Genomic DNA, 19,236 nt, shown 5'->3' with positions numbered 1-19,236 from the left:
CAAGGCCCGCAAGCTCGTCACCGTCGCCGTCATGCGAAAGCTCATCGAAGCCGCCAACCTCATCCTCAGCCGCGGCCAACCCTGGCTCGCTCACCCGGCCACCTGAAACATGGTTGCTCCCGCCGCTTCGCGGGGGAGGTAGATGGCGCGAACGCATTCGCCGCTCTGTTCTCCGCAAAGCCTGCTTTGGGCTTGGGACGCGAAGCCCTCCCTTCGGCCCGTTGCGACGTTCGGGAGCTGAGTAGGTTGCCCAAATGACGGCGCGCCCAAACGCCCCCTACGCCGTCGTCTCCAGCGACGGCACCGTCTGCTTCAGCCGTCCGCCGATGCGGATGGGTTCGATCCGGCGGGCGAGGCCGCTGGCCGGGTCGGTCTCGACGAACACCCCGCACACCGTCGCCGGCCCCTCGGCGGGCTTGTAGCGGCCGCCCGAGATGCGGGTGGTGAACCGCCGCAGCGGCTCTTCCTTCTGGTTGCCGATCACGCTGTCGTAGTCCGCGCAGGCGCCGGCGTCGGTCTGATAGGCCGTGCCGCCCGGCAGCACCTGGGCGTCGGCCGTCGGCACGTGGCTGTGGGTGCCCACCACCAGGCTGGCGCGCCCGTCGCAGAAGTGGCCCATGGCCATCTTCTCCGAGGTCGCCTCGGCGTGGATGTCCACCACCACCGCATCGGCCACGGCGCCCAGCGGGCAGGCCTCCAGCTCCTTGTCGACGGCGGCGAAGGGGTCGTCGAGGGCGTCCATGAACACCCGGCCCAGCAGGTTCACCACCAGGATCCGCTTGCCCGAGGGCGTGTCGAAGAGCTGCGCGCCCCGGCCCGGCGCGGCGGCGAAGGCCGGATAGTTCAGCGGCCGGATCAGCCGCGGCTCGCGCACGATGTAGGTCAGCGCCTCCTTCTGGTCCCAGGAGTGGTTGCCCAGGGTCAGGCAGTCGGCGCCGGCGTCGAACAGCTCGTTGGCCGTGCTCTCGGTGATGCCGAAGCCGGCGGCGGCGTTCTCGGCGTTGACGATCACGAACTCGAGGTCGAGCTGGCGGCGCAGGCGCGGCAGGTGCTCGGCCAGACCCTCGCGGCCCGACCGGCCGACCACGTCTCCAAAGAAGGCGAATTTCATCGGCCTTCCTTACCGACCACGATGAAGTCCGTCTCGGTGAGAATCGCGTCCAGCCGCTGGTCGTGCGGCTCCATCGGGACCTCGGGCAGCTCCTGGCCGGCGTAGGCCACGCCGACCACGAACACAGGCTTCCGCCGCCGCAACGCCTCGATCGTACGGTCGTAGCAGCCGGCGCCCTGGCCCAGCCGCCCGCCGCGACGGTCGAAGGCCAGCACCGGCGTGAAGACCACGTCCGGGTCAACCTCGGGCGCCTTGGCCGAGGGGCCCGGGATTCCGAAGGCGTCGGTCACCATCAGCTCGCCGTCGCGACGCAGGCGAAAGACCAGCGGCGCGTCCCGGGCGATCGCCACGGGCAGCGCCACCGCCGCATCGCCCAGCCGGACGCCGCTGGGATCCAGCTCCGCGCCCATGGGGTGGTAGAGGCTGTAGGCCGTCACCGACGGAAGCCCGTCGCGAGGCAGGTTCGCATCCAGCCGCGCGGCCGCGTCGGGCTGCTCTGCGGCCAGCCGGCGGCGGACGGCGCGCATCTTGGTGCGGAGAAGGATCTTGGAGCTCACGCCCGCCCTATAGCGGGCCCGGCCCCTTCCGGGAAATGGGAGCGGAAAGGGTGGCGGCGCCGCGTAGAGCCGTGAAGGTCAGTTCAATTCCCTCGACCTGGATAGACCAGGTGGGCGCCGTAGTGCCGAGGACCACGATCCCCGGCAGGGACAGCTCCCTATGAGTGAATTAAGGTCGCTGGAATATTGTCGCCTTCGACGAGAGCCGCAGCAGGACCCGCCGAGGCATAAGGTAGTGACGAGACGCGACGGGCTCAAGTCGCGCGCGATCCGGAGGGGATAGACGTATGAGCGTATCGGACATCCAGGGCTTGCTGGAGCGCGCGCTCGCGGGCGGCGTCGCGCCGGGCCTTTCGGCGGCCATCACCCTGCCGGACGGGTCGACCCAAGCCTTCGTGGCCGGCGCCTGCGGGGTCGCCGATCCTGCGCCGATCGCGCCCGACACGGTGTTCTGGATCGCCTCGTGCACCAAGGCCCTGGTCTCGGCCGCCGCGCTGGAGCTGGTGGCCCAGGGCCGCCTCGACCTCGATGCGCCGATCGGCGAGCTCCTGCCCCATTTTGCCGACCTCCAGGTGCTGGAAGGCTTCGACGCGGCCGGCGCGCCGCGCCTGCGGCCGCCGCGCACGGCCGTGACCCTGCGCATGCTGCTCAGCCACACCTCGGGCCTCGCCTACGACTTCAACAGCGCCGAGACGCTGCAGTACCTCGGCGCCAAGGGGCTCTCGCTCGTCACCGCCGGCGCCCACGGTTTCCCCCTCGTCTTCGAGCCGGGCGAGGACTGGCGCTACGGTGTCGGCATCGACGCCGCCGGCCAGCTCGTGGAGGCCGCCGCCGGCGTCCCGCTCGCCGAGCACATGCAGGCGACGATCTTCGGCCCCCTCGGCATGGCCGACACCACCTTCGATCCCACCGCCGACCAGAACGCCCGCCGGGCCGGCCTGCATGCCCGCCTGCCGGACGGCGCCTTCGTGCCGCTGGACCCGATCCCGCCGATGCCGCCCGGCCTGCGCGGCGGGGGCGGCCTGGTCTCCACGCCCACCGACTACCTGCGCTTCCTGCGCGCGATCCTCGACGGCGGCGCGGGGATCTTCTCGCCGGCCACCCTGGCGCACCTCGCCACCCCCCACGTCACTGGCCCGACCGTCGGCGACCTTGAGAGCGTCATCCCGCAGATGAGCCACGACTTCCGGATCCTGCCCGGCATGGAAAAGGGCTGGACGCTGGGCTTCCTGCAGAACCTCGCCGACCTGCCGGGCGCCCGCCGGGCCGGCAGCCTCGCCTGGGCGGGCATCGCCAACTGCTACTATTGGGCCGACCCGCAGAGCGGCGTCGCCGGCGCCCTGTTCGCCCAGGTGCTGCCCTTCGCCGATCCGCGCATCCTGGAGACGTTCGACGCCATGGAGCGCGCCGCCTACGCGGCATGACGTGGCAGTTCGGCGAATTGGGCTTGGGACCGCGGCATTCACGTCTTAAAGGCTCGCCACCGTGACCGCCGAGACCACCACCGCCGAGATCAGCCTCGCCCGCCAGGCCAACGACCTGGCCCGGGACCTGGCGCGCGCCAACCCGCGCATCTACTGGCTGGACCTCGCCGTCACCGCGACGGTCACTTGGCTCAGCCTCTGGATCGCCGTCACCGCCTCGCCGGCCTGGGCGCTGACGGCCGCGATGGTCTGCGTCTTCGCCCTCTACCGCGGCATCAGCTTCATCCACGAGCTGACCCACCTCAGGACGGACGACGTGCCGGGCTTCCACCTGGCGTGGAACCTCCTGATCGGCGTGCCGTGGCTGACGCCGTCGCTGCTGTACGAGGGCGTGCACATCCTGCACCACGCCAAGGACCGCTACGGCACCGCCCGCGACCCCGAGTACCATCCGCTGGCGCACCGTCCGCCGCAGGAGCTGCTGGTGTTCCTCGGCATCGCCCTGCTGGCGCCCGTCGGCGTGCTGATCCGCTTCGGCATCCTGGCGCCGCTCAGCTTCCTGATCCCGCCGCTGCGCCGGTTCGTCATCGCCCGCACCTCCGGCATGGTCATCAACCCCGGCTTCGCCCGCGACGACTTCGACCGCGCCCGCAGCCCGGCCTGGCTCGCCCAGGAGATCGCCTGCTGGCTATGGAGCTGGACCCTGGTCGGCCTCGTCGCGACCGGCCGCCTTCCGCTGAAGGTGGTGCTGATCGCCGGCGCGATCTTCGGGATCATGACCTTCCTGAACCAGCTCCGCACCGCCGTCGCCCACTACTGGGAGAACGAGGGCGGCCAGATGGCCCCGCTGGACCAGTTCCGCGACACGGTGAACGTGCCGCCGCCGGCGCTGCTGCCGTTCCTGTGGGCGCCCGTGGGCCTGCGCTATCACGCCCTGCACCACCTGATGCCGCGCCTGCCGTATCACAATCTCGGTGAGGCCCACCGGCGGCTGGTCCAGGCCCTGCCCCAGGACCACGTCTACCGCTCGGTGGAGCAGAGCGAGCTGTTCCCCGCCCTCGGCCGCCTGTGGGGCCGGATGGGGCGGCGCTAGACCGCCAGCTTCTCGATCCGCGCCGCCGCGCTCTCCAGAGCATTCACCGCCCTCGTCTCCACCCGCGACCGCTCGGCCTGCAGACGGGTGATCTCGGCCTGCATGGCGCCCAGTCGGTTCTTCGCGTCGTAGAGCTCGTCCGCCAGCAGCAGCGCGCCCATCAGGAACAGGCGCGTGTCGCCGAGCTGGCCCATGTCCTGGGACACCTGCCGGACCTGGTGGTCGAACAGCTTGGCGATCTCCATCAGGTGCGCCTCCTGCCCGTCCTCGCAGCCGACCGCATAGGGGCGGCCGTTCACCTCGACGTTCACCTGGGCCATGTCAGACCTCCTGCGCCTGGCCGTTGAGGGCCGCCTTGATCTCGTCGATGGCGCGACCCAGCGCCGCAGAGGCCTGCGCCCCGGCCTCTTCCAGCTCGCGTTCGCGGGCGCGGGAGGCGTCGAGCTCCTCAGCCAGCCGGGCGCGGTCGTCGTCGAACAGATCGCCCGCCTCGGCGCCGGCCTGCTTCGCACGCTGCGCCAGGCGCTGCTCCAGCACGTGGAGGGCGTTCTCCAGCCGCTTGGCCGCTGCGTCCAGGGCGCTCTCGCCGGGGTTCATCCGATCCTCCGATGGCCGTCGGCCCCTCTATAACCCCCTCGTGTGAGTCTCGGGAAATCGGGGCGGTTTCTTGACCCGCCCGCCCCCGCGTGCGAGGCCGCCGCCAATTCCTCGCCAGAAGAGACTCGACGCCCAGATGCCTGCTCCCACCCAGCTCATGGCCGACGCCATCCGCGTGCTTTCGATGGACGCCGTCGAGGCGGCGAACTCCGGGCACCCCGGCATGCCGATGGGCATGGCCGACGTCGCCACCGTCCTCTGGTCGAAGTTCATGAAGTACGACGCCGGCGCCACCGACTGGGCCGACCGCGACCGCTTCGTCCTGTCGGCCGGCCACGGCTCGATGCTGCTCTACAGCCTGCTGCACCTGACCGGCGTGAAGGCCGTCACGATGGACAGCCTGCGCAACTTCCGCCAGCTCGGCTCCAACACCGCCGGCCATCCCGAGTGGGGCCACACCCCCGGCGTCGAGACCACCACCGGCCCCCTCGGCCAGGGCCTCGCCACCGCCGTCGGCATGGCCATGGCCGAGCGCAGCCTCGCCGCCCGCTTCGGCAAGGATCTCGTCGACCACCGCACCTGGGTCATCGCCGGCGACGGCTGCCTCATGGAGGGCATCAGCCACGAGGCCATCAGCCTCGCCGGCCGCCTGAAGCTGAACCGCCTCACCGTCCTCTGGGACGACAACGACATCACCATCGACGGCCACGTCGGCATCTCGGACGCCACCGACCAGATCGCGCGCTTCAAGGCCGCCGGCTGGGCGACCAAGCGCATCGACGGCCACGACGAGAAGGACATCAAGAAGGCGCTCGCCTGGGCTCTCAAGCAGGACAAGCCGTCGCTGATCGCCTGCAAGACCATCATCGGCAAGGGCTCGCCGACCTTCCAGGGCACCCACGACGTCCACGGCAAGGCCCTGGGCAAGGACGAGATCGTCAAGACCCGCGAGGCTCTGGGCTGGACGCACGAGGCCTTCACCCTGCCCGACGAGGCGCTGAAGCCCTGGCGCAAGGCCGGCAAGCGCGGCGCCAAGGACCGCAAGGCCTGGCAGGCCCGCCTCGACGCCTCGCCGCTCAAGGCCGAATTCGAACGCGCCATGGCCGGCGACCTGCCCAAGCACGCCTTCGAGACTCTGGACGCCTTCATCGCCAAGGCCGCCGCCGACAAGCCCGCCGCCGCCACCCGCCAGCATTCGGGCGCGGTGCTGGAGCAGGTGTTCGGCCAGGTCCCGGAACTGGTCGGCGGCTCGGCCGACCTCACCGGCTCCAACAACACCTACGTCAAGAACACCCAGGTGTTCGACGGCCCCGACTACGCCGGCCGCTACGTGAACTACGGCGTGCGCGAGTTCGGCATGGCCGCGGCCATGAACGGCATGGCGCTGCACGGCGGCGTGATCCCCTACGGCGGCACCTTCCTGGTGTTCTCGGACTACGCCCGCCCCGCCATCCGCCTCGCGGCGCTGATGGGCGTTCGCGTCGTGCACGTTGGCACCCACGACTCCATCGGTCTCGGCGAGGACGGCCCGACCCACCAGCCGGTGGAGCACCTGGCCTCCCTGCGCGCCATGCCGAACCTCAACGTCTTCCGCCCGGCCGACGCCATCGAGACGGCGGAATGCTGGAAGCTGGCCCTGAAAGCCAAGCGCACCCCGTCGGTCATGGCTCTCAGCCGCCAGAAGACCGCCGCCGTGCGCACCGACGCCGGCGAGAACCGCTGTGCCCGCGGCGCCTACCAGCTCGTCGGCGCGGGCCATCCGGCCCAGGTGACGATCTTCGCCACCGGCACCGAGGTTCCCGTCGCCCTGGCCGCCCGCGACCAGCTCGAGGCCGACGGCATTGGCGCCCGCGTGGTCTCGGTCCCCTGCTTCGAACTCTTCGAGGCCCAGCCGACGGACTACCAGGAAGCCCTGATCGGCGAGACGCCCGTGCGTATCGCCATCGAGGCCGGCGTGCGCCAGGGCTGGGACCGCTTCATCGGCTCGGACGGCGCATTCGTCGGCATGACCGGCTTCGGCGCCAGCGCGCCCGACAAGGTGCTCTACCAGCACTTCGGCATCACGGCGGAAGCGGTGGTCGCCGCGGCCAAGGCGAAGCTGTAGCGCCGTGCGCCTCGGCACCCCCAACTCGCCCACCGCCGTCCGGGTCATGCTGCTGGGCTCGGGCGAGCTCGGCAAGGAGGTGGTGATCGAGCTGCAGCGCCTCGGCTGCGAGGTCGTCGCCGTCGACCGCTACGACGGCGCCCCGGCCATGCAGGTCGCGCACCGCAGCCACGTGATCGCCATGACCGACGCGGCGGCCCTCCGCGCCCTGGTCGAGGCCGAGAAGCCGCACCTGATCGTGCCCGAGATCGAGGCCATCGCCACCGACGAGCTGGCGCGGATCCAGGCGGACGGCCTGGCCACCGTCATCCCCACCGCCCGCGCCGCCCAGCTCACCATGAACCGCGAGGGCATCCGCCGCCTCGCCGCCGAGGAGCTGGGCCTGCCCACCAGCGCCTACGCCTTCGCCTCGTCCGAGGCCGAGCTGGCCAAGGCGGCGGCCGAGGTCACCGGCTTCCCCTGCTTCGTGAAGCCGGTGATGAGCAGTTCGGGCAAGGGCCAGTCCTACGTCGAGACGCCCGACCAGATCGCCGCCGCCTGGCGCTACGCCCTGGAGGGCGGCCGGGTCGAGCAGCCGCGGGTGATCGTCGAGGGCCGCGTGGACTTCGACTTCGAGATCACCCAGCTCACCGTCCGCGCGATGCGGGACGGACAGGTCGAGACCAGCTTCTGCGCCCCCATCGGGCACCGTCAGGTCAAGGGCGACTACGTCGAAAGCTGGCAGCCCCAGGCCATGAGCGCCCCGGCCCTCAGCGCCGCCCGCGACATCGCCGCGAAGGTGACGGGCGCCCTCGGCGGCCTGGGCATCTTCGGCGTCGAGCTGTTCGTGAAGGGCGACGAGGTCTGGTTCTCCGAGGTCAGCCCGCGCCCGCACGACACCGGTCTCGTGACCCTGGTCACCCAGCTCCAGAGCGAGTTCGCCCTGCACGCCCGCGCCATCCTCGGCCTGCCGGTCGATGTCGCCCAGCGCGACGTGGGCGCCAGCGCGGTGATCTATGGCGGCATGGAGGCCAGGGGCGTCGCCTTCGAGGGCGTCGACGAGGCCCTGGCCGTTCCGGGCGCCGACCTGCGCCTGTTCGGCAAGCCCGAGAGCTTCGAACGCCGGCGCATGGGCGTCGCCCTCGCCCGCGGCGCCGATGTGGAGATCGCCCGCGAACGTGCCCGCGAAGCCGCCAGCAAGGTGCGACCGGTCGCCCGCTGACCGCTCCCGTCTTGACAGGCGCGGCGGCGCCGGGCCGCATCGCGCCCTCAAGTTCTTCGGGGAGCGTTCGATGCGCGTGTCTATAGCTGTGGGTCTGGCGGCGGTTCTCTTGGCTGGAGCGGCAAACGCCCAGCCGGCCGACCCGAAACTGGCCGCGCGCATCGACAAGGTGCTGGCCAAGACCCCGCTCATCGACGGCCACAATGACGTCCCCTGGGCCGCTCGCCAGCGCTTCGGCCACCATCCGGAGAAGCTGGACCTCTCCAAGGACACCACCGCCCTGTCCGCTCCCGGCGAGCCGGGCCTGATGACCGACATCCCACGCCTGCGCGCCGGCCGGGTGGGCGGCCAGTTCTGGTCGGTCTACATCCCCGCCAGCTACAACGGCCCCATCGCCGTCCAGACGACCCTCGAGCAGATCGACATCGTGAAGGGCCTGGCGGTCCGCTACCCCGACGTCTTCGAGATGGCCTACACGGCGGACGACGTCGTGCGCATCCACAAGGCCGGCAAGATCGCCTCCCTGGTCGGCATCGAGGGCGGCCACCAGGTCAACGAGAGCCTGCCGGTGCTGCGCCAGATGTACGACGCCGGCGCGCGCTACATGACCCTGACCCACTCGCTCAACACCCGCTGGGCCGACAGCGCCACCGCCAACCCGCAGCACGGCGGCCTCACCGCCTTCGGCAAACAGGTGGTGGCCGAGATGAACCGCATGGGGATGCTGGTCGACCTCAGCCACGTCTCGGCCGACACCATGCGGGACGCCCTGGAGGTCAGCCAGGCGCCGATCATCTTCTCCCACTCCGGCGCCTCGGGCGTCGCCGAGCATGCCCGCAACGTCCCCGACGACGTCCTGGCGATGGTGAAGAAGAACCGCGGCGTGGTGATGGTGAACTTCGCGGTGAACTACGTCTCGCGCGAGCGCGCGGTCTGGGCCTCCGACCGCTCGGCCGAGCAGGCCCGCTACAACGCCCCGCCTTTCGGCGGCCTCTACATCGGCCAGCCCGAGAAGGCCAAGGCCGCCCTCGCCGAATGGGAGAAGGCCCACCCGAAGCCGCGCGTGACCCTCGCCATGGTCGCCGACCACGTGGACCATATCGCCAAGGTCTGCGGCCGCGACTGCGTCGGCCTGGGCTCCGACTTCGACGGCATCCCCGAGACGCCCGAGGGCCTGGAAGGCGTCGACAAGTACCCCGCCCTGCTGGCCGAGATGGCACGACGGGGCTGGAGCGACGCCGAGCTCGCCGGCCTCGCGGGCGGCAACGTCCTGCGCGCCCTTAAGGAGGCCGAGGCGGTGGCCAAGAAGCTCCAGGCCACCACCCCGCCGTCCAACGCCACCTTGGCCGAGCTGGACGGCGGCGGCCGCTAGAGCAGCACCTCGAGGGCCACCTGCACCCTGTCGCCCGGCGCGATCCGTTCGCGCCGGCGCACGTCGGCCTTCAGCGGCAACAGGAAGGCGCCGCGCGAGGTGTCCGGGAACAGCGAGGTCCGCCAGGTCGTCCCGCCGAGGGTGGCCTCGATCCGCATGGAGCCGAACGCGACGACGTTCGGACCGCGCATGGCCCTCAGCCCCTCGGTCAGGTCCTGAGGCAGGGTCAGGAAGCACCAGCCGCCCGGCCCGCCCGAGGCCCAGACCTCGCCTTCCACCTCATAGCGCACGGCGCGCCCTCAGGTGTTCAGCGGCTTGCCCTTGGTCTCCGGCACCAGGGCCAGGCACACCAGCACCGAGATCGCGGTGAAGGCGAAGGGATACCAGAGGCCGGCGTAGAGATTGCCCGTCGCCGTGACGATGGCGAAGGCGGTGAACGGCACGAAGCCCCCCACCCAGCCGGTGCCGATGTGGTAAGGCAGCGACATGGCCGTGTAGCGCACCCGGGTCGGGAACAGCTCCACCAGGCTGGCCGCGATCGGCCCGTACAGCGCCGTCGCCGCGATGGTGAAGACCAGCAGCACGCCGAACGCGCCCCACAGGTTCATCCGCGCGGGGTCCGCCTTGGCCGGATAGCCGGCCTGGGCCAGCCCCGTCTTGAGGCGGCTTTCGACGCTGGCCTTCACCGCCTTTGCGACGTCGGGCGACAGGCCTTCGGCGCCGGTCGACGGGATGGTCTGGGCGCCGATGCGCACCAGCGTCGGGCTGCCCGGCGCAGCGGCTTCGTTGCGGTATGAGACCCCCGCGTTCGCCAGGGTCGACTTGGCGATGTCGCAGGCCGAGACGAACGAGGCCTTGCCCACCGGATCGAACTGCAGCGTGCAGCTCGCCGGATCGGCGATCACCACCACCGGCGTCTTCGCCTCCGCCTCGGCCAGGGCCGGGTTCAGGGTCTGCGACAGCATGTGGAAGCCGGGGAAGTAGGCCACCAGCATCAGGGTCATGCCGAACAGCATCACCGCCTTGCGTCCGACCCGGTCCGACAGCCAGCCGAACAGCACGTAGAGCGGCGCGCTCGCCGCCACCGCCGACAGCATCAGGGTGTTCAGGGTCTCGGGCGGGACCTTCAGGAACCGCTCGATGAAGGTCTGCACATAGAAGAAGGCCGTGTACCAGACCGCCCCTTGGGCGAACATGATCCCGACCAGCGAGATCAGCACCAGCTTCAGGTTCGGCCAGTGGCCGAAGGCCTCGCGGAACGGCGCCTTGGTCTCGTTGCCCTCGGCCTTGAGCCGCGCGAACTCGGGGCTCTCGGTCAGCTTCAGCCGCATCCAGATCGAGATCGCCAGCAGGACGCCCGAGAACAGGAACGGGATCCGCCAGCCCCAGGCGTCGAACGCCTCGTTGCCCACCGCCAGCCGCGTCAGCAGGATGACGATCAGGGCGCCGAACAGGCCGAACGCCGCCGAGGTCTGGATCCAGCTCGTCGCCCAGCCCCGGCCGTTCGACGGCGCGTGCTCGGCCACATAGATTGCCGCCCCGCCGTACTCGCCGCCCAGGGCGAACCCCTGGATGATCCGCATCAGGATCAGCAGCGCCGGGCCGATCAGGCCGGCCTGGGTATAGCTGGGCAGCAGGCCGATCGCGACGGTGGCGCCGCCCATCAGCAGAACCGTGGCCAGGAACGCGCCCTTGCGCCCCGCCCGGTCGCCGATCCGGCCGAACACCAGCGCGCCCAGGGGCCGGAACAGGAAGCCCGCCCCGAACAGCGCCAGCGCCGCCGCCAGGCCCGCCGTCTCGGGCAGGCCGGTGAAGAAGGTCTTGGAGATGACGCCGGTCAGGCTGCCGAAGACGAAGAAGTCGTACCATTCGAAGGTCGTGCCGGCCGACGAGGCCGCGACCACGGTCCGAAGCGACGCGCCTTCCTTTTCGGGCGCGCCATCAGCGGCGGTGTCCGCCATTCGTTTCGTCTCCCCAAGGACTTGTCGGGGTTCCGTCTAGCGCGGAACTCCGTTGTCAGACCAGTGTCGTCTTCAGCACCCGTTCCAGCACCACCAGCGGCAGCGACCCCGCCTTCAGCACCTCGTGGAACTGCCGGATGTCGAAGCGTTCGCCCTGGCGCCTGCGCGCCTCTTCGCGGAGCCGGACGAACTCGTTGTGGCCGACCTTGTAGCTGCAGGCCTGGCCCGGCCAGATGCAGTAGCGGTCGATCTCGCGCTGCATGCCGCCGCGCGGGCGGCCGGTGGCCTCCACCATGTAGTTCGTGGCCTTCTCGCGGCTCCAGCGCTTGGCATGCAGGCCGCTGTCCACCACGAGGCGGACGGCGCGGAACAGGATCGACTGCAGATAGCCCACCCGGCCCAGCGGGTCGGCGTCGTAGCAGCCCAGCTCGTCGCCAAGCTGTTCGGCATAGAGGCCCCAACCCTCGCCGTAGGCCGAAAACCCGCCCATCCGACGGATCATCGGGATGTCCTTGGACTGCTGCGAGACGGCCACCTGCCACAGGTGCCCCGGATAGGCCTCGTGGAACGCCAGGCTGGGCAGCGCGTAGCGCGGCCATTCGCCGGTGTCCTTCAGGTTGATGTAGAACCGCCCCGGCCGCTTGCCGTCCAGCGAGGCGGGCTGGGCGTAGCCGTTGGCGGCCCCGTCCTCGATGGCCGCCGGCACGCGGACGATCTCGATCGGCGCGTTGGGAATGGTGGCGAACGCCCTGGGCAGCCGCGCCTCGATGTCGGCCACGCGGCCGCGCAGGTAGGCCAGCACCTGCTCGCGGCCGGCGTCGGTGTTAGGGAAGAGCTGGTCGGGCCGGGTGTTCAGCGCAACCAGCCGCTCGGTGACCGAGCCGCTGGTCAGGCCCTCGGCGCGGAGCAGGCCGTCGATCCGGTCGGTCAGCGCCTTCACCTGCTCCAGACCCAGGGCGTGAACTTCGTCGGGCTTCAGGGCGGTCGTGGTCTGGTAGGCGAGCGCGCCGGCGTAGAACGCCTCCCCGTCGGGGATCTTCCAGATGCCCGCATCGGCGGTCGCCGTCCCGCGCAGGGCGTCCACCGCCGCCTTCTGACGTTCCACCGCGGGCCGGAAGTCGGCGGCGAGGATCGCGGCGGCGCGTTCCTGCCAGGTGGCCGGGAGGCCCGCGGACGCGGCCTTGCGGCCGAAGCTGGTCACGAGGCCGTCCGAGGCCGCCAGCTTGGCGAGCTGGACGCTGGCCTGCTCCAGCAGGAAGTCCGGGGCCAGAACGCCCTTCGCCGCGTCGGCCTTCAGCGCGGCGGTGGAGTCGTCGATGGCCTTGGCCGCCAGCTTGAGGCGCGTCAGATAGGCGTCGGCGTCGGCGGCGTTCGCCACCGGGTGCTTGGTGTCGAGGAAGTCGGGCAGCGCCTGGTACGGCCCCGACAGCTGGCTGACGATGTAGGGCGAGTACGGCGCGTACGAGAAGCTGGACGACGGCCCCTCGCCGAAGCGGAAGCGTTCCCCGCCCTTCACCTGACGGTCGAGCTGGTAGGCCACGACCTCGTAGTCGATCTTCGCGGCGTCGGAGAGCTTGGCGGGATCGATGGCCGTCAGGCGCGCCAGCCGCGCCTTGTCGCGGGCGAACATCGCGTCGCGGCCGGCCGACGAATAGTCGCTGAGCTGGTGGCGCAGGCCGGCGTTGGCGCCGACGTCGAGGCCGAGGGCCGTGGCGTCCTCCGGGTTCTCGGCGATCAGCTCGTCCCAGAAGGCGTCCAGCAGCTTGCGAAGCCTGGCGTCCTCGCCGGCCGGCTGGGCCAGCGCGGCGGCCGGCATGGCGGCGGCGAGGGCGGTCCCGGCGACGCCCTGGAGGAAAAGCCTGCGATCCATAGTCGTCCCCTACCCGAACGCCGGGACGCCTACTTCGCCCCGACGTAGACCTTCACGAGGTCGAAGAGATAATCCCGGCCGTCGTAGAGCGACCGCACGCGGATGCGCTCGTTCAGGCCGTGCGCCCCGTTGCCGTCGGGATCCCCGAAAATGCCCGGTACGCCGTACACGGGGATCTTCGCCGGACCGAAGTAGCGGCCGTCGGTGGCGCCGGACGACATAGACGGGATCAGCGCCACGCCAGGGAAGTGCTTTTCTGCCAAAGCCCTCATTGGTCCGACGACTGCGGGGTCCAGCGGCGGCGACACGGCGATGGGCCGCACGGGCGGGATGGTCTCCACCTTCACCTGCGGATCGCCGATCACCTTTTCCAGCGTCTCGCGCGTGCCCTCCACGGTCTCGCCGGGGATGATCCGGCAGTTCACCACCGCCGTCGCCCGCTGCGGCAGGGCGTTGTTGGCGTGGCCGGCGTCCAGGCGCGTGGTCACGCAGTTGGTGTGCAGGATCGAGTTCACGTTGACGTCGGTTGAGGCGACCCGCGCCGCCTCCAGGTCCGCGGGATCCGCCAGCAGCCGCTTCAGCGCCCGGCCCACCGCATCATCGTGCTTGGCCCGCGCCTCGAAGCCGATCCGCGTCGTCTCGGTCAGCATCGTCGGGAAGACGTGCGCCCGCACCTTCAGCAGCGCCTCGGCGAGCTGGTAGATCGCGTTGTCGGGTCGGGGGCGCGAGGAATGCCCGCCCGGATTGGTGACGGTCAGCTTGTAGTTCTGGGCCGCCTTCTCACCCACCTGCACCGACAGCAGGTCGCGTGTCCCGTCGGCCTTCAGCCGCCCGCCGCCACCCTCGTTCAGCACGAAGTCGGCCGCGATCAGCTCGCGGTGGTTCTGCACGTGCCAGTTCGCGCCGTTGAACGCCTCGGCCGTCTCCTCGCCGCAGGTCAGGGCCATCTTCAGCGTACGCTTCGGCGGGGTCTTGGCCTGCTTCAGCCGGATCAGGGTGTCGACCCAGATGGCGTCCAACCCCTTCATGTCGGCCGTGCCACGGCCATAGAAGTAGCCGTCCTCCTCGACCAGCACGAACGGATCGCGCGTCCAGTCCTCGCGCCGCGCCTCCACCACGTCCAGGTGGCCCAGCAGCAGCACCGCGCCCGCCTTCGGGTTCGAGCCCTTCAGCACCGCGACGAGGCTGCCCTCCTTTGGATGGTCGGCCGGGGTCAGCAGGTGGATGTCGGCGTCGGCGAAGCCGGCCGCCTTCAGCCGCGCCCCCATCTTCGCCGCCGCCTCGGTGCAGCTTCCGGCCGAGAGCGTGGTGTTGGTCTCCACCAGCTCCTTGTAGATCTCGCGGAACGCCAGCTGATCCGGCCGCGCCCCCTGCGCCATCGCGCCGCCTGCGCCCATCAGCGCCGCCAGCCCCACCAGTCCCGCCGCAATCCTGCGCATGTCCAAAGCCCCCGAAGCACGAAGCGCGCACTCAAGCACGCGCCCCGATCTCCGGGAAGGCGGAGCTGGGACCAATTGGCCCTGAACGACGCCCTACGCCGCCGCGCTCTCCGCGCCGTCGCGTTGTGACGCCGCCCGCGCGATCTCGGCGAGCAGGGCGGCCGGGGCGATCGGCTTGCCGACCACGCCGTCCATGCCGGCGTCCAGGTAGGACCGGCGCTGGTGGGCCAGGACGTTGGCCGTCAGGGCGATGATCGGGGTCTCGGCTGGCGGCCCGCCCAGCGCGCGGATGCGGCGGGCGGCCTCCAGGCCGTCGATACCCGGCATCTGGATGTCCATCAGGATCAGGTCGAAGCCGCCCCGCGACGCCGCCTCGACGCCCGCGAGGCCGTCGACCGCCGTCTCCACCGTCGCGCCCAGGTTCTCCAGCAGCTTGGTGGCGATCAGCCGGTTGGTGGGATTGTCCTCGACCACCAGGATCCGCACGTCCTCCAGCACGGCGGCCGCGGCCTCGACCGCCTCCGCCGGCGCCGCCGTCGCCTCGGCGCGGACTTCCAGCCAGAAGGTCGATCCGCGTCCGACCTGCGAGGTGAAGCCCACCTCGCCGTCCATCAGCTCGGCCAGCCGGCGGGTGATCGCGAGCCCCAGGCCCGAGCCGCCGAACCGGCGCGTGGTCGAGGCGTCCGCCTGGTTGAACCGCTCGAACAGCCGCGACTGGGCGTCCTCCGGGATGCCGACGCCGGTGTCCTCGACCTCGAACCGCAGGCGGTCCTCGCCCGCCTGCCGGCAGCGGATCACGACCCCGCCGGTCTCGGTGAACTTCACCGCATTGCCGACGAGGTTGAACATCGCCTGGCGCAGCCGCACCGGATCGGTCCGCACCCAGCCCAGCGCCGGGTCGGCCCAGACCGCGACCTGCAGTCCCTTGGCCGCGGCCTGCGGCTCCAGCAGGCGCACGACGCCCTCGACCAGCGCCACCGGATCGACCGGCTCGTAGGCCAGCTCCAGGCGACCCGCCTCGATCTTCGAGAAGTCGATCACGTCGTTCAGCAGCTCGGCCAGCATCTGCCCGCACGAGAGCGCCTCGCGCAGCAGCGCACGCCCCTCGTCCGACAGCCGCTCGGCGCCCAGCAGGTGCAGCACCCCCATCACCCCGTTCATCGGCGTGCGGATCTCGTGGCTCATGTTGGCCAGGAACGCCGACTTGGCCTCGGCCGCCGCCTCGGCGGCCCGCTGGGCCTCCTTCAGCGCCAGCTCCTGCCGCTTCAGCGCATCGCAGTCCTGCACCAAACCCACGGCCTTCAGCCACCGGCCGTTGCGCGAGGTGACTAGGTGATGGAACACGCGCACCCAGCGCTCGGTCCCGTCCGGCCGCACGATCCGCGCCTCGAAGCTCTCGCCTGATTTCTTGTCGCCACGGTGCAGGGCCCGGAACGAGGCGCGCACATGGCTCAGGTCGTCCTTGTGGAAGCCGGGATAGCGGAGCTTCGTCGCCTCCTCGTAGCTCGAGTTCTTCTGGCCGGTGATCCGTTCGAATTCGGGCGAGCACCAGAAGGTCTTGCCGACGTGGTCGATCTCGTAGACCCCGGCCTCGGCGGCCTGCAGCGCCAGCGCCAGGCGGCCGGCGTTGGCCTGGGCCTCGCGCCGGGCCTTGCGCGCCTTCAGCTCGCCCTGCCGGGCGGCGTCCCGCGCCTCCACCAGTTCGGTGATCTCCTCCGACAGGCCCTTCAGCACGAACCGGCCCTCGGCGAGCGGCTCGGTCCGCACCGTCACCCGCATCGTCGCCCAGCGGGCGCCGTTCCAGATACGGTGCTCCATGCGCACGCCCTCGCCCTGGCGCGCCGCCGCGGTCATGGCGTTGAAGGTCTTCTCGCGGTCGCGGGGATGGACCAGTTGCAGGAACCGCTCGGCGGTCCAGACACCGTCGCTCTCCAGGCCCAGCACGCCGCGCAGTTCGTCCGACCACCAGATGCGGTCGGTGATCGGGTCGAACTCCCAGCTCCCGATGCCGGCCGAGGCGCCGAGGGTCTTGCGCGTCCGGCGCGCCTCCTCGATCTCCTCGCGGTAGGCCCGCTCGTCGGTGATGTCGCGCATGCTGCCGACGTGGGCGCCGTCTTGCATGAGCTGCCGCCGCGCCGCCACCCAGCGCCAGCCGCGCTCGGGCGTGCCGACCCGGATCTCGGCCTCGGTCAACTCGCCGACCTGGACCGTGCGGGCGCGCGTCCTCACCCCATCCACATCGTCGGGGTGGCAGAAGTCCAACAGCGGCCGCCCGACGAGTTCGTCTTCCGAAAGGCCGGTCAGCGTGGACCAGGCCGCGTTCACCAGCTTGAAGGTCCCGTCCGTGGCGATGACGTGCATGAGGTCGCGGCTGTTGGTGAACAGCCACTCGAACATCGCATCCCTGTCGGCGGCGCGTGTCGCGCTCTTCCGAGCCATAGCCTCCCCCTGGCCCGCCCTCCTCTTCCTAGGGATGCGACGGACGGGGGAGGCTTAAGCCGCGAGGGTAAATTTAGCGTTGTGGGTCAAAAACCTGCGGTTGCCCGTCAGAACGCGCTTTCGCCCGTGATCGCCCGGCCCAGGATCAGGGCGTGGACGTCGTGGGCGCCCTCGTAGGTGTTGACCGTCTCCAGGTTCGAGGCGTGGCGCATCACGTGGTACTCGCCCGAGATGCCGTTGCCGCCGTGCATGTCGCGGGCGACCCGGGCGATGTCGAGCGCCTTGCCGCAGTTGTTGCGCTTCAGCATCGAGATCGCTTCCGGCACCCAGGCGCCCTGGTCGATCAGGCGGCCCAGGGCCAGCGCCCCTTCGAAGCCCAGCGCGATCTCGGTCGACATGTCGGCCAGCTTCTTCTGCACCAGCTGGCGCGACGCCAGGGTGCGGCCGAACAGGCTGCGGCTCGACACATAGTCCCGGCTGGCGTGCAGGCAGAACTCCGCCGCGCCCATGGCGCCCCAGGCGATGCCGTAGCGCGCCTTGTTCAGGCACGAGAACGGCCCGCGCAGGCCCTCCACGCCCGGCAGCATGGCGTCGTCCGGCACGAAGCAGTCGGTCAGGGCGATCTCGCCCGTCACCGACGCGCGCAGGGACAGCTTGTTCTTGATCTGCGGCGTCTCGAAGCCCTTGGTCCCGCGCTCCACCAGGAAGCCGCGGATCTTGCCGTCCAGCTTGGCCCAGACCAGGGCCACGTCGCTCACCGGCGAGTTGGTGATCCACATCTTCGCGCCGTTCAGCACGTAGCCGCCGTCGACCTTCTTGGCGGTCGTCCGCATGGAGGCCGGGTCCGAGCCGCCGTCCGGTTCGGTCAGGCCGAAGCAGCCGATCAGGCGGCCCGCCGCCATGCCGGGCAGGTACTTGCGCCGCTGCTCCTCCGAGCCGAACGCATAGATCGGGTACATGACCAGCGAGCTCTGCACGCTCATCGCCGAACGGTAGCCGGAATCGATCGCCTCGATCTCACGGGCGATCAGGCCGTAGGCCACGTGGTTCACCCCGGCGCAGCCGTATTCCTCGGGCAGCGTCGGGCCCAGGAACCCCAGCTCGCCCATTTCGGTCATGATCTCGCGGTCGAACCGCTCCTCGGCATAGGCGCTGACCACCCGCGGCAGCAGCTTCTCGCGGGCGTACTGCCGCGCCGCCTCCCACACCATCCGCTCCTCTTCCGAGAGCCGGGAGGACAGGTCGAGGGGGTCGTCCCAGCGATAGGTCTTCTGGGGCGCGCCGGCGTCGTGCGGCATGGCAGGGGTCTCCTCACGTCAAGTGCGCGCGGGATACCGGCTTTTCAGGCCAAGCGGTAGTGGGGCGCCGCCTCAGACCTCGGCCCACATCCGCAGCAGGTTGTGATAGGCCCCCGTCAGCGAGACCAGCTCGGGCGCGTCGGTCCCGACACGTCCGCCGAGCTGCTGGATCGCCAGGTCCATCTGGAACAGCAGCTCCCGCCGGGCGTCCTCGCGGATCAGGCTCTGGATCCAGAAGAAGCTGCAGACCCGGGCGCCGCGCGTCACGGGCGTCACCTCGTGCAGGCTGGACGAGGGATAGAGGATCATGTCGCCGGCCGGCAGCCGCACCTCATGGGCGCCGAAGGTGTCCTCCACCACCAGGACGCCGCCGTCGTAGTCCTCAGGTTCGGTCAGGAACAGCGTGGCCGACAGGTCGGTCCGGATGCGGGTCCGGCCGTCGCGGCTCTGGCGGATCGAATTGTCCACGTGCAGGCCGAACGCCTCCCCGCCGGCGTAGCGGTTGAACAGCGGCGGGAACACCACCTGCGGCAGGGCGGCGGCGACGAACAGCGGGCTGCGCTCCAGGGCGTCCAGGATCCACTCCCCGGCGCGGACCGCGGCCTCGGAGCCTTCGGGAAGCTGGGCGTTGCGCTTGGCGAGCGCCGACTGGCTGCCGGACGTCTCGTTGCCGTCCACCCAGTCGGCCGCGTCGATCAGGGCGCGCAGCTCGGCGACCTTCGCCTTGCTCAGGACCTCGGGAATATGAAGCATCATGGCGGCGTGATCCT

16 protein-coding genes are annotated in these 19,236 nt (G+C 70.8%); 5 read left to right on the top strand and 11 right to left on the bottom strand.

What is annotated here, in order from left to right; genetic code table 11:
• Positions 1–277 precede the first annotated feature (277 nt).
• Entirely contained in the window at positions 278–1,111 is an 834-nt protein-coding gene (locus DJ019_RS13515; protein ID WP_111276553.1) for a TIGR00282 family metallophosphoesterase, read from the bottom strand.
• The gene (locus DJ019_RS13510) at positions 1,108–1,668 is read right to left on the bottom strand and encodes a 5-formyltetrahydrofolate cyclo-ligase (protein WP_240606480.1); all 561 of its coding nucleotides are present in this window, start codon (positions 1,666–1,668) and stop codon (positions 1,108–1,110) included. Before DJ019_RS13510 ends, DJ019_RS13515 begins: the two co-directional genes overlap by 4 nt.
• A gap of 287 nt (positions 1,669–1,955) precedes the next feature.
• Between DJ019_RS13510 and DJ019_RS13505 the strand changes: the two genes are divergently transcribed.
• Both DJ019_RS13505 and DJ019_RS13500 read left to right on the top strand, forming a co-directional pair.
• Positions 1,956–3,092, top strand: coding sequence for a serine hydrolase domain-containing protein (locus tag DJ019_RS13505; protein WP_111276552.1), 1,137 nt, complete (start codon positions 1,956–1,958; stop codon positions 3,090–3,092).
• Between the two features lie 61 nt (positions 3,093–3,153).
• A complete protein-coding gene (locus DJ019_RS13500) occupies positions 3,154–4,185 on the top strand; it encodes a fatty acid desaturase family protein (protein WP_111276551.1) in 1,032 nt (343 codons plus the stop codon).
• Here DJ019_RS13500 and DJ019_RS13495 read toward each other — a convergent pair.
• Together DJ019_RS13495 and DJ019_RS13490 are read right to left on the bottom strand one after the other, a co-directional pair.
• Positions 4,182–4,505: a cell division protein ZapA gene (locus DJ019_RS13495; RefSeq protein WP_111276550.1), complete on the bottom strand. Its 324-nt coding sequence runs from the start codon at positions 4,503–4,505 to the stop codon at positions 4,182–4,184. The genes DJ019_RS13500 and DJ019_RS13495 overlap by 4 nt on opposite strands.
• A 1-nt stretch (position 4,506) precedes the next feature.
• Positions 4,507–4,782 (bottom strand): DUF4164 family protein, encoded by a 276-nt coding sequence (locus DJ019_RS13490; RefSeq protein WP_111276549.1) that lies wholly within the window; start codon positions 4,780–4,782, stop codon positions 4,507–4,509.
• Positions 4,783–4,918: 136 nt separating this feature from the next.
• On the opposite strand from DJ019_RS13490, the gene tkt reads away from it, so the two are divergent.
• From tkt to DJ019_RS13475, 3 genes are all read left to right on the top strand, one after another.
• Positions 4,919–6,886, top strand: coding sequence for a transketolase (gene tkt / locus DJ019_RS13485; RefSeq protein ID WP_111276548.1), 1,968 nt, complete (start codon positions 4,919–4,921; stop codon positions 6,884–6,886).
• A 4-nt stretch (positions 6,887–6,890) separates the two neighbouring features.
• Entirely contained in the window at positions 6,891–8,087 is a 1,197-nt protein-coding gene (gene purT, locus DJ019_RS13480) for a formate-dependent phosphoribosylglycinamide formyltransferase (RefSeq protein ID WP_111276547.1), read from the top strand.
• A gap of 109 nt (positions 8,088–8,196) precedes the next feature.
• The gene (locus DJ019_RS13475; protein WP_240606479.1) at positions 8,197–9,459 is read left to right on the top strand and encodes a dipeptidase; all 1,263 of its coding nucleotides are present in this window, start codon (positions 8,197–8,199) and stop codon (positions 9,457–9,459) included.
• Here the strand turns inward: DJ019_RS13475 and DJ019_RS13470 are convergent.
• The 7 genes from DJ019_RS13470 to DJ019_RS13440 all read right to left on the bottom strand — a co-directional run bounded on the left by DJ019_RS13470 (position 9,456) and on the right by DJ019_RS13440 (position 19,222).
• Positions 9,456–9,749 carry a DUF1905 domain-containing protein gene (locus tag DJ019_RS13470; RefSeq protein ID WP_111276545.1) on the bottom strand — a complete coding sequence of 98 codons (294 nt, stop codon included), beginning with the start codon at positions 9,747–9,749 and terminating at the stop codon, positions 9,456–9,458. The two genes, DJ019_RS13475 and DJ019_RS13470, sit on opposite strands and share 4 nt — an antisense overlap.
• Before the next feature lie 9 nt (positions 9,750–9,758).
• The gene (locus DJ019_RS13465; RefSeq protein WP_111276544.1) at positions 9,759–11,420 is read right to left on the bottom strand and encodes an MFS transporter; all 1,662 of its coding nucleotides are present in this window, start codon (positions 11,418–11,420) and stop codon (positions 9,759–9,761) included.
• A 55-nt stretch (positions 11,421–11,475) separates the two neighbouring features.
• Positions 11,476–13,290, bottom strand: a complete 1,815-nt coding sequence (locus tag DJ019_RS13460; RefSeq protein ID WP_111276543.1) for a DUF885 domain-containing protein — start codon at positions 13,288–13,290, stop codon at positions 11,476–11,478.
• Between the two features lie 29 nt (positions 13,291–13,319).
• Entirely contained in the window at positions 13,320–14,729 is a 1,410-nt protein-coding gene (locus DJ019_RS13455; protein ID WP_111276542.1) for a M20/M25/M40 family metallo-hydrolase, read from the bottom strand.
• 93 nt (positions 14,730–14,822) lie between these two features.
• The gene (locus DJ019_RS13450; protein ID WP_165844008.1) at positions 14,823–17,168 is read right to left on the bottom strand and encodes an ATP-binding protein; all 2,346 of its coding nucleotides are present in this window, start codon (positions 17,166–17,168) and stop codon (positions 14,823–14,825) included.
• A gap of 107 nt (positions 17,169–17,275) precedes the next feature.
• Positions 17,276–18,466 (bottom strand): acyl-CoA dehydrogenase, encoded by a 1,191-nt coding sequence (locus DJ019_RS13445; protein ID WP_111276540.1) that lies wholly within the window; start codon positions 18,464–18,466, stop codon positions 17,276–17,278.
• A gap of 72 nt (positions 18,467–18,538) precedes the next feature.
• The gene (locus DJ019_RS13440) at positions 18,539–19,222 is read right to left on the bottom strand and encodes a Fe2+-dependent dioxygenase (RefSeq protein ID WP_111276539.1); all 684 of its coding nucleotides are present in this window, start codon (positions 19,220–19,222) and stop codon (positions 18,539–18,541) included.
• Positions 19,223–19,236 lie beyond the last annotated feature (14 nt).

The sequence above is a fragment of the Phenylobacterium kunshanense genome (assembly GCF_003254525.1).
Classification (GTDB): Bacteria; Pseudomonadota; Alphaproteobacteria; order Caulobacterales; family Caulobacteraceae; genus Phenylobacterium; species Phenylobacterium kunshanense.
The sequence above is the reverse complement of the archived record's forward strand: the minus strand, read 5'-3'. Positions and strand labels throughout refer to the sequence as shown.